Below are 11,522 nucleotides of genomic sequence, written 5' to 3'. Positions count from 1 at the left end.
GCTTTGGAGGCTCACCATGGAGCACTGGAAACGCACGATCGAACGGGCCAATCGCTGCTTTATGCAGGGCGAACTGGTGGATGCCCGCGAGCATTACCTGCAGGCCCTGGCCCTGGCCCAAGTGTTGTTTGAGCGCTGGGGTGATGCCGACGAGGCCGTGGCAGCTTGCGTTATTTCCCACCACAACCTGGCGGACCTGCACCTGCGCTTGAACCAGCCTGAGGAAAGCGCCGAATACCTCTGCGCCATTCACCAGCGCTTGCTGCAGACGATGCAGGACACCCGGCTGCCTCAAGCATTGCGCGAGGCGGCCTTGCGCCAGAGCAGCAAGACCTACGTCGAACTGTTGAATTTCATCAGCGATCACGGCGAGTACCCCCGTACCCATCGCTTACTGGGCAGCAATACGGCGCAGACGGATACGCCGACCCGCAACAGCCCTTTTTATGGAGCACATTGATATGTCCTACACCTTGCCTGCCTTGCCCTACGCCTACGATGCCCTGGAGCCGCATATCGATGCGCAAACCATGGAAATCCACTACACCAAGCACCACCAGACCTATATCAATAACCTCAACGCTGCCGTCGAAGGCACCGAGTTTGCAGGCTGGCCGGTAGAAAAGCTGGTCTCCAGCGTCCAGCAACTACCGGAAAAACTGCGTGCGGCAGTGATCAACCAAGGCGGTGGGCATGCCAACCATTCGTTGTTCTGGGCGGTCATGTCGCCCAAGGGCGGTGGTAAGCCCGAGGGCGCCTTGGGTCAGGCGATTGACGCGCAGCTGGGTGGTTTTGACGCATTCAAGGATGCATTCACCAAGGCCGCGCTGACTCGCTTTGGCAGTGGTTGGGCCTGGCTGAGCGTCACCCCGCAAAAGACCCTTGTCGTCGAAAGCAGTGGCAACCAGGACAGCCCATTGATGAACGGCAATACGCCGATCCTCGGCCTGGACGTCTGGGAGCACGCCTACTATCTGCTCTATCAAAACCGTCGCCCTGAGTACATCAACGCCTTCTACAGTGTTATCAACTGGCCGGAAGTCGCTGAGCGCTACCAGGCTGCACTGGCTTAATGCCCTCTCATAACAAGACCTAAGGCCGACTATGGGCACTGAAACACTGGCGATCAGCAGCGTGCGAATGTTCCGCTATGCGTTTGGCTCGCTGCTGCTATTGGCGGGAACTGCATTGCTGGTGGCCCACGGGCTGGCCTGGCTGGACCTGGAACCGCGCATCCTGCGCGCCCTGCAAGGTGGTGCAATCTGTGCCCTAGGCACGGCATTGGGTGCGGTGCCGGTGCTGGTGATCCGGCGGATGCCGCTGGCGGTCAGCGACACATTACTGGGGTTTGGCGCCGGGGTGATGCTGGCGGCGACGGCGTTTTCGCTGGTCGTGCCGGGAATCGCCGCTGCCGAAAACCTGGGGCTGACGCCCTGGGCCTCCAGCGGGTTGATCAGTTTTGGCATCATGCTGGGCGCATTCGGTTTGTTCCTGGTGGACCGCAAGGTCTCCGGTGCCAGCCCGGAAATGCTGGTCGGCACGCCTGACAAACCGGTAATCCCACCGCGCATCTGGCTATTTGTGTTTGCCATCATTGCCCACAACATTCCCGAAGGCATGGCGGTAGGTGTCTCGGCTGGTGGCGGTATGCCCGATGCCGATAGCCTGGCCATGGGTATCGCGTTGCAGGATGTGCCCGAGGGGCTGGTGATTGCATTGGTGCTGGCAGGGGCGGGGATGTCGCGGGTCAAGGCGTTCCTGATCGGCGCTGCATCCGGGCTGGTGGAACCGGTGTTTGCCGTGCTCTGTGCCTGGCTGGTCAGCCTGGCCGAAATGCTGTTGCCCCTGGGCCTGGCCCTGGCGGCTGGGGCGATGTTATTGGTGGTGACTCATGAGGTCATTCCCGAGTCGCGGCGCAATGGCCATGACAAGCTGGCGAGCCTGGGGCTATGCATCGGGTTTTGCCTGATGATGGCGATGGATACAGCGCTGGGCTGACTTTTAGCGCAAAACCAATGTAGGCGCTGGCTTGCCGGCGATAGCGGTGTACTAGTCGATAAAAATGTTGGCTGATCCACAGCTATCGCAGGCAAGCCAGCTCCCACACCAGCCCGTACACATGGGATTTATGTTGGGCAAAGGGCTATTCGCCTTCATCGAAGTAGTTGTTGATCAACTTCACCAGCGCATCCAGCGCTTCCTGTTCCTGCTCACCTTCGGTCTTCAGATGAATCGTGGTGCCTTTGCCGGCAGCCAGCATCATCATCGCCATGATGCTTTTGCCGTCGACCATGGATTCTGGCGTACGCCCGGCCCGGACCTGGCAAGGAAACTGGCCCGCAACCCCGACAAATTTGGCCGACGCGCGGGCGTGCAAGCCCAGTTTGTTGATGATTTCAATTTCCAGAGCGGGCATCGCGAAGGTGTTCCTTTCAGCTAAGGTCGCGGTGGCGAACCTGGACATTCTTGAGGGTTTTCTGCAAGACCTGGCCCAGGCGCTCGGTCAGGTAGACGGAGCGGTGGTGCCCGCCGGTACAGCCGATAGCGATGGTGACATAAGCCCGGTTACTGGCGGCAAAGCGCGGTAGCCACTTGAGCAGATAGCTGGAGATATCCTGGAACATCTCTTCGACATCCGGTTGAGCCGCCAGGTATTCGGCAACCGGCTGGTCCAGGCCTGACTGATCGCGCAGCTCCGGCTTCCAGTACGGGTTGGGCAGGCAGCGCACGTCAAATACCAGGTCGGCGTCTATCGGCATGCCCCGCTTGAAACCAAAGGATTCAACCAGGAATGCCGTGCCGGGCTCCGGCTGGTTCAGCAGGCGCAGCTTGATGGCGTCACGCAGTTGGTAAAGGTTCAGGCTGGTGGTGTTGATCTTGAGGTCGGCCAAATCAATGATCGGCCCCAACAGCTTGGTCTCGTCCTCGATGGCTTCAGCCAGCGAGCGGTTCGAGCTACTCAGCGGGTGGCGGCGACGGGTTTCCGAGAAGCGCTTGAGCAGCGTTTCTTCGTCGGCATCCAGGTACAGCACGTCGCAATGGATATGCTTGGCGCGTACCTCTTCAAGCAATTCCGGGAATCGCGTGAGGTGGCTGGGCAGGTTGCGGGCGTCAATCGACACCGCCACCAGCGGTTGCGCCAGCTCGGTGTGGATCAGCGCGCGCTCCGCCAACTCGGGCAACAGGCCCGCCGGCAAGTTGTCGATGCAATAGAAACCGTTGTCCTCAAGCACGTTGAGGGCAGTACTTTTACCTGAGCCGGAACGCCCGCTGACGATGATCAAACGCATGATTACTGCCCGCTTTGCTCATCCAGGACAACCTGATACAGCGCTTCATTGGTGCTGGCGCTACGCAGTTTCTTACGTACTTCTTCACGGTCGAGCATGCTGGCGATCTGCCTGAGCAGTTCCAGGTGCGCATCGGTAGCGGCCTCCGGGACCAGCAGGACAAACAGCAGGTCAACCGGGGCGCCATCGATGGCGTCGAAATCAGTGGGGGCGTCCAGGTGTAACAGGGCGCTTACCGGAGTTTCACAGCCTTTGAGGCGGCAATGAGGAATAGCGATGCCGTTGCCAAAACCGGTCGAGCCGAGTTTTTCACGGGCAATCAGAGCCTCGTACACGTCTTGCATCACCAGTTCAGGCACTTCGCGGCTGATCAGGTTGGCAATCTGTTCGAGGGCTTTCTTTTTACTGCCGCCCGGCGCGTTCACAAGGGAACGGCCGGGGGTCAGGATGGTTTCAAGTCGAATCATGGGTGGGGAGTGTTAGCGGCCTGTGCCTTGAAGAAGGCTCTGCTGCTTTTCCTTATGCTTTTTGATTTGGCGATCCAGCTTGTCGGTCAGGTCGTCAATAGCGGCATACATATCTGCATGCTCTGCATTGGCGACTACTTCCCCGCCGGGTATACGCAAGGTGGCTTCGATTTTCTGCTTCAGCTTTTCGACAGACATGATGACTTGCACATTGGTGATCTTGTCGAAATGCCCCTCAATTCGTTTGAGTTTCTCGCTGATGTAGGCGCGCAGCGGTTCGGTCACTTCCAGTTGGTGTCCACTGATGTTGACTTGCATACAGCTTCTCCTTCGTTGCCAGTGCATAAAGCGGCGGGTAGGAATACCCGCCACTGGAACGCTGTGGCCCGCCCGTCACATCAACCGCTTACGCTCGCTGGAAGGCGCGATCCCAAGGGACTCGCGGTACTTGGCGACGGTTCGACGGGCGACCTGAATGCCTTGTGCCTCCAGTAAACCAGCGATCTTGCTGTCACTCAACGGCTTTTTCTGATTTTCCGCGGCAACCAGTTTTTTGATGATCGCGCGGATCGCCGTGGACGAGCATTCGCCGCCTTCGGAGGTGCTGACGTGGCTGGAGAAAAAGTATTTCAGCTCATATATACCCCGTGGGGTATGCATGAATTTCTGGGTGGTTACCCGGGAAATGGTCGACTCATGCATGCCAACGGCTTCGGCAATATCATGCAGTACCAACGGCTTCATCGCCTCGTCGCCGTACTCCAGGAAGCCGCGCTGATGCTCGACGATCTGGGTGGCTACCTTCATCAGGGTCTCGTTGCGGCTTTGCAGGCTCTTGATGAACCAGCGCGCTTCCTGCAACTGGTTGCGCATGAAGGTGTTGTCGGCACTGGTATCGGCCCGGCGCACGAACCCGGCGTATTGCGGGTTGACCCGCAGGCGTGGCACCGATTCCTGGTTCAGTTCCACCAGCCAGCGCTCGTTGTCCTTGCGCACGATCACGTCAGGCACGACATATTCGGCTTCGCTGGACTCGATCTGCGAGCCGGGGCGCGGGTTGAGGCTCTGTACCAGCTCGATGATCTGGCGCAGGTCATCTTCCTTGAGCTTCATGCGGCGCATCAACTGGCTGTAGTCGCGGCTGCCCAGCAGGTCGATGTAGTCGGTGACCAGGCGTTGGGCCTCGGTCAGCCACGGGGTCTTGGCGGGTAGCTGGCGCAGTTGCAGCAACAGGCACTCGCTGAGATTGCGCGCGCCAATGCCGGCAGGCTCGAACTGCTGGATGCGGTGCAGCACCGCTTCGATTTCGTCCAGCTCGATGTCCAGTTCCGGGTCGAAGGCCTCGAGGATTTCCTCAAGGGTCTCGTCCAGGTAGCCCTGATTATTGATGCAATCGATCAGGGTCACGGCGATCAGGCGATCGGTGTCGGACATCGGGGCAAGGTTCAGCTGCCACAGCAGATGGCTCTGCAGGCTCTCGCCAACGGAGGTGCGGGTGGTGAAGTCCCACTCGTCATCGTCGTTGCTGGGCAGGCTGCTGGCGCTGGTCTGGTAGACATCTTCCCAGGCCGTGTCCACGGGCAGTTCGTTGGGAATGCGTTCGTTCCATTCGCCTTCTTCCAGGTTATCCACCGTGGGGGCGGCTTCCTGGTAGGACGGTTCCTGGACGTCGGGATTGGGTTTTTGCTCTATGTTGTCGGCCAGTGGGTCGGCATTATCGAAGTCGTCGCCTTCTTCCTGGCGTTCGAGCATCGGGTTGGACTCCAGGGCCTCCTGGATTTCCTGTTGCAGGTCCAGGGTCGACAATTGGAGCAGGCGGATGGCCTGTTGCAGCTGCGGTGTCATCGTCAGCTGCTGGCCCATTCTCAGGACTAGCGATGGTTTCATGGCAGGGGCTTAACACCTTATTCGCCGGCGCAATGCGCCATCCACGACAGGGCGCGTGAGCGCCAAACATAAGCAAATTATATGCCTGATATCGGGGGCTTTGCCTAGAGCGCGGTAACAATAAAAATAATGAGGTTTTTATTGACTCCCGCGCCCGATGGCGAATGTCCTGACATCACAGTGGTTACAGGCGGAACTCGTGCCCCAGATACACTTCCTTGACCAGTTCGTTGGCCAGGATGGTGGCGGAGTCGCCTTCGGCAATCAGTTGGCCGTCGTTTACGATGTAGGCGGTTTCACAGATATCCAGGGTCTCACGCACGTTGTGGTCGGTGATCAGCACGCCGATCCCCTTGGCCTTGAGGTGATGGATGATCTGCTTGATGTCGCCTACCGAAATCGGGTCGACACCGGCGAAGGGTTCGTCCAGCAGGATGAACTTCGGTGCAGTGGCCAGGGCGCGGGCGATTTCCACGCGACGACGTTCGCCGCCGGACAGGCTCATGCCGAGGTTGTCACGAATGTGGTTGATGTGGAACTCCTGCAACAGGCTTTCCAGCTCTTGGCGGCGCCCATCGCGATCCAGTTCCTTGCGGGTCTCAAGGATCGCCATGATGTTGTCGGACACTGACAGTTTGCGGAAGATCGACGCCTCCTGGGGGAGATAGCCGATACCGGCCCGTGCACGACCGTGCATTGGCTGGTGGCTCACGTCCAGGTCATCGATCAATACACGGCCCTGGTCTGCCTGGACCAGGCCGACAATCATGTAGAAACAGGTGGTCTTGCCGGCACCGTTGGGGCCAAGCAGGCCGACGATCTGGCCGCTGTCGATCGACAGGCTGACGTCGCGCACGACCTGACGGCTTTTATAGGCCTTGGCCAGATGCTGGGCTTTCAGGGTTGCCATTACTGGGCCTTCTTCTTCGGCTGGATAACCATGTCAATGCGCGGACGTGGCGCGGTGACCTTGGTGCCATTGGCGCGGCCAGCAGTGGCGACCTGCTTGACGGTGTCGTAGACGATTTTCTCGCCTTCGGTCGAGTTGCCGTCGCTGCTGATCACTTTGGCGCGGTCAGTCAGTACGATGCGGTTCTGCGGCGCGTGGTACTGGATGGTTACGCCGTAGCCTTTGATCGGGCCTGGATCGGCGGCGTTTTGCTTCTGTTCGAAATAGGCAAGGTTGCCCACCGAGGTCACGACGTCGATGTCGCCGGCCGGGGTGCGGGTCAGGGTGACGGTATTGCCGGTAATCTTCATCGAACCTTGAGTGATGATTACGTCGCCCTTGTAGGTCGCGATACCTTGCTTGTCATCCAGTTGCGCATCGTCAGCCTGAATATGGATCGGTTGCTGGCTATCGTTCGGCAGAGCCCAGGCGCTCACGCTTCCCAGTGCTGCGCCCAGACCGAGCAAAATAGGGAGGGTTTTAACGAGCCTCATACTGTCCTCTTACGTTCGATAGCAGGTGTATCCTGCTTTCTTTCAAATACGCTTTCATTCCCTTGCCAGTCGATACACCGCCAGCGCCGTCGATTCTAACGTCTTGCTCGGTCTGCGCATATTGCTTCTGTGGGAATACGGTCATGCGACTGCTGGTAATGATGGTGTCGCGGTTCTGGGCGTCAGTACGCGCAACGCGCACCGAGTCGATCAGTTCCACTTCGGTACCGTCCGGGTTGACCTCGCCACGCTTGCTGGTGACGTGCCACGGGAATTCGGTGCCGCGATACAGATTCAGGTCCGGATTGGTCAGCAATGTGACCTCTGAAGCCTTCAAGTGTTCGACCTTGTCCGACGTCATTTCGTACTGCACCTTGCCGTCAGGCAGGAACTGCACGCTGTAGGCGTTGGTGGCGTAATAGTCGATGGCGCCCTGGTCGGCCTGCACGACAGGCTGATCGAGGAAGCGCTCCGGGCTGATATTCCAGTAGCCCACCGCGAGGAACAGTGCGGCAATGGCTCCGAATATCAGGAAGTTGCGAATCTTTTTGCTCAGCATAGAAGGCTCTATAGGTAGGCGGCGTGGGCCGCTTCAAGGCTGCCCTGGGCGCGCAGGATCAGCTCGCAGAACTCGCGGGCGGCACCTTCGCCGCCACGGGCCTGGGTAATGCCGTGGGCGTGTTCGCGAACAAACGATGCGGCATTGGCCACGGCCATGCCCAGGCCCACGCGCCGGATCACCGGCAGGTCAGGCAAGTCATCGCCCAGATAGGCGACTTGCTCATAGCTTAGGTTGAGTTTGCCAAGAAGCTCATCCAGAACCACCAGTTTATCCTCGCGGCCCTGGTAGAGGTAAGGAATCCCCAGGTTTTGTGCGCGGCGTTCCACGACCGGGGTCTTGCGACCACTGATAATCGCAGTCTGCACGCCAGAGGCCATCAGCATCTTGATGCCCTGGCCGTCCAGCGTATTGAACGTCTTGAATTCGCTGCCATCTTCGAGGAAGTACAGGCGGCCGTCAGTCAGTACGCCATCGACGTCGAAAATCGCCAGCTTGATGGCCTTGCCCCGTTGCAACAGGTCGGTGTTCATTTACATCACTCCTGCGCGCAGCAAATCGTGCATATTCAGGGCGCCAATCGGATGATCGGCATCGTCGACCACCACCAGGGCGCCGATTTTATGGTCTTCCATGATCTTCAGGGCTTCGGCGGCGAGCATTTCGGCGCGGGCGGTCTTGCCATGAGGGGTCATGACTTGATCGATGGTCGCGGTATGGATATCAATGGCGCGATCCAGGGTGCGGCGCAGGTCGCCGTCGGTGAAGACCCCGGCCAGGCGGCCGTCGGCCTCCAGAATCACGGTCATGCCCAGGCCCTTGCGGGTCATTTCCATCAGCGCGTCCTTGAGCAGGGTGCCGCGCTGTACCTGGGGCAGTTCGGCCCCGGCATGCATCACATTTTCCACTTTCAGCAACAGGCGACGGCCAAGGGCGCCACCTGGGTGGGAAAAGGCGAAGTCTTCGGCGGTAAAGCCGCGGGCTTCCAGCAGGGCCACGGCCAGCGCGTCGCCCATGACCAGGGCGGCGGTAGTGGAAGAGGTCGGTGCCAGGTTGAGCGGGCAGGCCTCGTGCGCCACATGCACGTTCAGGTTCACTTCGGCGGCCTTGGCCAGCGTCGAGTCCGGGTTGCCGGTCATGCTGATCAGCTTGATGCCCAGGCGTTTGATCAGCGGCAGCAGGGTCACGATTTCGTTGGTGGTGCCGGAGTTGGACAGGGCCACAATCACGTCATCACGGGTAATCATGCCCATGTCGCCATGGCTGGCTTCGGCCGGGTGCACGAAAAACGCCGTGGTGCCGGTGCTGGCCAGGGTGGCGGCAATCTTGTTGCCGACATGGCCAGACTTGCCCATGCCGACCACGACAACCCGGCCTTTGCTGGCCAGGATCATCTCGCAGGCGCGTACGAAATCTGCGTCGATATGGGCCAGCAAGCCTTCTACGGCTTCAAGCTCGAGGCGGATGGTGCGTTGTGCGGATTGAATAAGGTCGCTGGATTGGCTCATGTCTGAAATCGTATAGCCTGACGAAAAGTCGGCGATTATAGCGGTAATGAACAATTCCCTCACGCAAGTTCGTCAGGGTTTGTTCGCCTCGGATGTGAGAACACTCTCAAATACGCGTTTACCTGTCATGTTTCTGAACAAGCGCTGCTGCGGCCTTGGGCGCTTTATGTCAGCAGTGATATAGTTCGCCGCCAGTTCGGTCCGCGCAGCTCACATGTGTCTAACTGTCGCAAGCAGTTGTCCCAAACGTGGTGTCTGAGTGAGAAGCTGCATCCCAAGGAGTTTAGATGAGTGCCGATAACGCCTACGCGGTCGAGCTGAAGGGCCTTTCCTTCAAGCGCGGTACGCGCAGCATCTTCAATAATGTCGATATTCGCATTCCCCGCGGCAAGGTGACGGGCATCATGGGGCCGTCCGGTTGCGGCAAGACGACCCTGCTGCGCCTGATGGGCATGCAGCTGCGTCCCACTGCCGGCGAAGTCTGGGTCAATGGCCAGAACCTGCCGACCCTGTCGCGCAGCGACCTGTTCGATGCGCGCAAGCACATGGGAGTGCTGTTCCAGAGCGGTGCTCTGTTCACCGATCTTGATGTTTTCGAAAACGTCGCGTTCCCGCTGCGGGTGCATACCCAGCTGTCCGAAGAAATGATTCGTGACATCGTGCTGTTGAAACTGCAGGCCGTAGGGCTTCGCGGTGCCATCGACTTGATGCCTGACGAGCTTTCCGGCGGTATGAAACGACGTGTAGCCCTGGCACGGGCGATTGCTCTCGACCCGCAGATCCTGATGTATGACGAGCCGTTTGTCGGTCAGGACCCTATCGCCATGGGCGTACTGGTGCGCCTGATTCGCCTGCTCAACGATGCGCTGGGCATCACCAGCATCGTGGTTTCCCATGACCTGGCCGAAACCGCGAGCATCGCCGACTATCTCTATGTCGTCGGCGATGGCCAGGTATTGGGGCAGGGCACGCCTGAAGAGCTGATGAATGCTGATAACCCGCGCATCCGCCAATTCATGACCGGCGATCCTGATGGCCCGGTGCCTTTTCATTTTCCGGCAGCGGACTACCGCTCAGATCTTCTGGGGAAGCGCTGATGCGCAAGACATCTTTAATCGAGAAGGTTCGCCTTTTCGGTCGCTCGGGCATCGACATCGTCGAAGTGCTCGGGCGTTCGACGATTTTCCTGTTTCACGCCTTGCTTGGCCGCGGCGGCATCGGCGGCGGTTTTGGCTTGCTGCTCAAGCAGTTGCATTCGGTTGGCGTGATGTCCCTGGTGATCATCGTGGTCTCCGGGGTGTTCATCGGCATGGTACTGGCGTTGCAGGGGTTCAATATCCTGTCCAGCTACGGTTCAGAGCAGGCGGTGGGGCAGATGGTTGCGCTGACGCTACTGCGTGAACTGGGGCCGGTAGTCACGGCATTGCTGTTTGCCGGGCGCGCCGGTTCTGCCTTGACCGCCGAGATCGGTAATATGAAGGCCACCGAGCAGCTGTCCAGCCTGGAAATGATCGGCGTGGACCCGCTCAAGTACATTGTTGCCCCGCGCCTGTGGGCCGGCTTCATCTCCTTGCCACTGCTGGCGATGATTTTCAGCGTGGTCGGGATCTGGGGCGGTTCCTGGGTGGCGGTGGACTGGCTGGGGGTCTACGACGGCTCCTACTGGGCCAATATGCAAAACAGCGTGACCTTCAGCGGTGACGTGCTCAATGGCATTATCAAGAGCATCGTCTTCGCCTTTGTCGTGACTTGGATCGCCGTATTCCAAGGCTATGACTGTGAGCCCACTTCAGAAGGGATCAGTCGAGCCACCACCAAGACCGTTGTGTACGCCTCGCTGGCGGTACTGGGCCTTGACTTCATTTTGACCGCCTTGATGTTTGGAGATTTCTGATGCAAAACCGCACTGTGGAAATCGGTGTCGGCCTTTTCTTGCTGGCTGGCATCCTGGCTTTACTGTTGCTCGCCCTGCGAGTCAGCGGCTTGTCGGCCAGCCCGGCCGCCGATACCTATAAACTTTACGCCTACTTCGACAATATCGCCGGTTTGACGGTCAGAGCTAAAGTGACCATGGCCGGTGTGACCATCGGCAAGGTCACGGCAATCGATCTGGACCGCGACAGCTTCACCGGCCGAGTGACCCTGCAACTGGACAAGAAGGTAGATAACCTGCCGACTGACTCCACGGCGTCTATCCTCACGGCGGGTCTGCTGGGCGAAAAGTACATCGGTATCAGCGTGGGCGGGGAAGAAGCCTTGCTCAAGGATGGTTCGACCATTCATGACACACAGTCGTCGCTGGTATTGGAGGACCTGATCGGTAAATTCCTGCTTAATACGGTTAGTAAAGACGCCAAATGAGGAGTTT

At 59.1% G+C, this 11,522-nt stretch carries 16 protein-coding genes; 6 read left to right on the top strand and 10 right to left on the bottom strand.

Going from position 1 to position 11,522, the window contains the following annotated elements:
- The first annotated feature begins 16 nt into the window (after positions 1-16).
- Genes C5F71_RS07585 through C5F71_RS07575 form a run of 3 tightly spaced genes read left to right on the top strand, consistent with a single transcriptional unit; the run spans position 17 to position 1,998 of the window.
- Positions 17-460: a hypothetical protein gene (locus tag C5F71_RS07585; protein WP_029291807.1), complete on the top strand. Its 444-nt coding sequence runs from the start codon at positions 17-19 to the stop codon at positions 458-460.
- A 1-nt stretch (position 461) separates the two neighbouring features.
- Positions 462-1,073: a superoxide dismutase gene (locus tag C5F71_RS07580; RefSeq protein ID WP_029291805.1), complete on the top strand. Its 612-nt coding sequence runs from the start codon at positions 462-464 to the stop codon at positions 1,071-1,073.
- Positions 1,074-1,104: 31 nt separating this feature from the next.
- Positions 1,105-1,998, top strand: coding sequence for a ZIP family metal transporter (locus C5F71_RS07575; RefSeq protein ID WP_029291803.1), 894 nt, complete (start codon positions 1,105-1,107; stop codon positions 1,996-1,998).
- Between the two features lie 145 nt (positions 1,999-2,143).
- Here the strand turns inward: C5F71_RS07575 and C5F71_RS07570 are convergent, their stop codons facing one another.
- From C5F71_RS07570 to C5F71_RS07525, 10 genes are all read right to left on the bottom strand, one after another.
- Complete coding sequence (locus tag C5F71_RS07570; RefSeq protein ID WP_057438107.1) at positions 2,144-2,416, bottom strand: HPr family phosphocarrier protein; 273 nt, start codon at positions 2,414-2,416, stop codon at positions 2,144-2,146.
- Between the two features lie 16 nt (positions 2,417-2,432).
- Positions 2,433-3,290, bottom strand: coding sequence for an RNase adapter RapZ (gene rapZ / locus C5F71_RS07565; protein ID WP_092238260.1), 858 nt, complete (start codon positions 3,288-3,290; stop codon positions 2,433-2,435).
- A gap of 2 nt (positions 3,291-3,292) precedes the next feature.
- On the bottom strand, positions 3,293-3,757 hold the full coding sequence (ptsN, locus tag C5F71_RS07560; protein ID WP_029291796.1) for a PTS IIA-like nitrogen regulatory protein PtsN: 465 nt from the start codon (positions 3,755-3,757) through the stop codon (positions 3,293-3,295).
- 12 nt (positions 3,758-3,769) lie between these two features.
- A complete protein-coding gene (gene hpf, locus C5F71_RS07555; RefSeq protein ID WP_029291794.1) occupies positions 3,770-4,075 on the bottom strand; it encodes a ribosome hibernation-promoting factor, HPF/YfiA family in 306 nt (101 codons plus the stop codon).
- Positions 4,076-4,150: 75 nt separating this feature from the next.
- Positions 4,151-5,644, bottom strand: a complete 1,494-nt coding sequence (locus C5F71_RS07550; RefSeq protein ID WP_029291792.1) for an RNA polymerase factor sigma-54 — start codon at positions 5,642-5,644, stop codon at positions 4,151-4,153.
- 184 nt (positions 5,645-5,828) lie between these two features.
- Complete coding sequence (lptB, locus tag C5F71_RS07545; RefSeq protein WP_029291791.1) at positions 5,829-6,554, bottom strand: LPS export ABC transporter ATP-binding protein; 726 nt, start codon at positions 6,552-6,554, stop codon at positions 5,829-5,831.
- Positions 6,554-7,087: a lipopolysaccharide transport periplasmic protein LptA gene (gene lptA, locus C5F71_RS07540; protein ID WP_029291790.1), complete on the bottom strand. Its 534-nt coding sequence runs from the start codon at positions 7,085-7,087 to the stop codon at positions 6,554-6,556. Before lptA ends, lptB begins: the two co-directional genes overlap by 1 nt.
- Positions 7,074-7,646: an LPS export ABC transporter periplasmic protein LptC gene (gene lptC / locus C5F71_RS07535; RefSeq protein WP_029291788.1), complete on the bottom strand. Its 573-nt coding sequence runs from the start codon at positions 7,644-7,646 to the stop codon at positions 7,074-7,076. The genes lptA and lptC overlap by 14 nt, the downstream gene beginning before the upstream one ends.
- 8 nt (positions 7,647-7,654) lie before the next feature.
- The gene (locus C5F71_RS07530) at positions 7,655-8,179 is read right to left on the bottom strand and encodes an HAD family hydrolase (RefSeq protein ID WP_029291786.1); all 525 of its coding nucleotides are present in this window, start codon (positions 8,177-8,179) and stop codon (positions 7,655-7,657) included.
- A complete protein-coding gene (locus C5F71_RS07525) occupies positions 8,180-9,154 on the bottom strand; it encodes a KpsF/GutQ family sugar-phosphate isomerase (protein ID WP_104910901.1) in 975 nt (324 codons plus the stop codon).
- A 287-nt stretch (positions 9,155-9,441) separates the two neighbouring features.
- Here C5F71_RS07525 and C5F71_RS07520 point away from each other — a divergent pair, with 287 nt between their 5' ends.
- From C5F71_RS07520 to mlaD, 3 genes are read left to right on the top strand one after another with little or no spacing between them, the layout of a single operon-like run.
- The gene (locus C5F71_RS07520; RefSeq protein ID WP_029291781.1) at positions 9,442-10,251 is read left to right on the top strand and encodes an ATP-binding cassette domain-containing protein; all 810 of its coding nucleotides are present in this window, start codon (positions 9,442-9,444) and stop codon (positions 10,249-10,251) included.
- The gene (gene mlaE, locus C5F71_RS07515) at positions 10,251-11,048 is read left to right on the top strand and encodes a lipid asymmetry maintenance ABC transporter permease subunit MlaE (RefSeq protein WP_029291779.1); all 798 of its coding nucleotides are present in this window, start codon (positions 10,251-10,253) and stop codon (positions 11,046-11,048) included. The genes C5F71_RS07520 and mlaE overlap by 1 nt, the downstream gene beginning before the upstream one ends.
- Positions 11,048-11,515: an outer membrane lipid asymmetry maintenance protein MlaD gene (gene mlaD / locus C5F71_RS07510; protein ID WP_029291777.1), complete on the top strand. Its 468-nt coding sequence runs from the start codon at positions 11,048-11,050 to the stop codon at positions 11,513-11,515. The genes mlaE and mlaD overlap by 1 nt, the downstream gene beginning before the upstream one ends.
- Positions 11,516-11,522 lie beyond the last annotated feature (7 nt).

Origin of the sequence: Pseudomonas sp. LG1D9, assembly GCF_002949995.1 — a bacterium.
In the GTDB taxonomy this organism is placed as follows: domain Bacteria; phylum Pseudomonadota; class Gammaproteobacteria; order Pseudomonadales; family Pseudomonadaceae; genus Aquipseudomonas; species Aquipseudomonas proteolytica.
This window is presented reverse-complemented; position numbering and strand designations above follow the sequence as displayed.

Excerpts from the sequence above, each read along its gene's own strand:
- lptB (WP_029291791.1), bottom strand. The coding sequence starts at position 6,554 with ATGGCAACCCTGAAAGCCCAGCATCTGGCCAAGGCCTATAAAAGCCGT.
- C5F71_RS07580 (WP_029291805.1), top strand. The coding sequence starts at position 462 with ATGTCCTACACCTTGCCTGCCTTGCCCTACGCCTACGATGCCCTGGAG.
- rapZ (WP_092238260.1), bottom strand. The coding sequence starts at position 3,290 with ATGCGTTTGATCATCGTCAGCGGGCGTTCCGGCTCAGGTAAAAGTACT.
- ptsN (WP_029291796.1), bottom strand. The coding sequence starts at position 3,757 with ATGATTCGACTTGAAACCATCCTGACCCCCGGCCGTTCCCTTGTGAAC.
- lptC (WP_029291788.1), bottom strand. The coding sequence starts at position 7,646 with ATGCTGAGCAAAAAGATTCGCAACTTCCTGATATTCGGAGCCATTGCC.
- mlaD (WP_029291777.1), top strand. The coding sequence starts at position 11,048 with ATGCAAAACCGCACTGTGGAAATCGGTGTCGGCCTTTTCTTGCTGGCT.
- C5F71_RS07525 (WP_104910901.1), bottom strand. The coding sequence starts at position 9,154 with ATGAGCCAATCCAGCGACCTTATTCAATCCGCACAACGCACCATCCGC.
- C5F71_RS07570 (WP_057438107.1), bottom strand. The coding sequence starts at position 2,416 with ATGCCCGCTCTGGAAATTGAAATCATCAACAAACTGGGCTTGCACGCC.
- C5F71_RS07575 (WP_029291803.1), top strand. The coding sequence starts at position 1,105 with ATGGGCACTGAAACACTGGCGATCAGCAGCGTGCGAATGTTCCGCTAT.
- C5F71_RS07585 (WP_029291807.1), top strand. The coding sequence starts at position 17 with ATGGAGCACTGGAAACGCACGATCGAACGGGCCAATCGCTGCTTTATG.
- C5F71_RS07520 (WP_029291781.1), top strand. The coding sequence starts at position 9,442 with ATGAGTGCCGATAACGCCTACGCGGTCGAGCTGAAGGGCCTTTCCTTC.
- mlaE (WP_029291779.1), top strand. The coding sequence starts at position 10,251 with ATGCGCAAGACATCTTTAATCGAGAAGGTTCGCCTTTTCGGTCGCTCG.
- C5F71_RS07530 (WP_029291786.1), bottom strand. The coding sequence starts at position 8,179 with ATGAACACCGACCTGTTGCAACGGGGCAAGGCCATCAAGCTGGCGATT.
- C5F71_RS07550 (WP_029291792.1), bottom strand. The coding sequence starts at position 5,644 with ATGAAACCATCGCTAGTCCTGAGAATGGGCCAGCAGCTGACGATGACA.
- lptA (WP_029291790.1), bottom strand. The coding sequence starts at position 7,087 with ATGAGGCTCGTTAAAACCCTCCCTATTTTGCTCGGTCTGGGCGCAGCA.
- hpf (WP_029291794.1), bottom strand. The coding sequence starts at position 4,075 with ATGCAAGTCAACATCAGTGGACACCAACTGGAAGTGACCGAACCGCTG.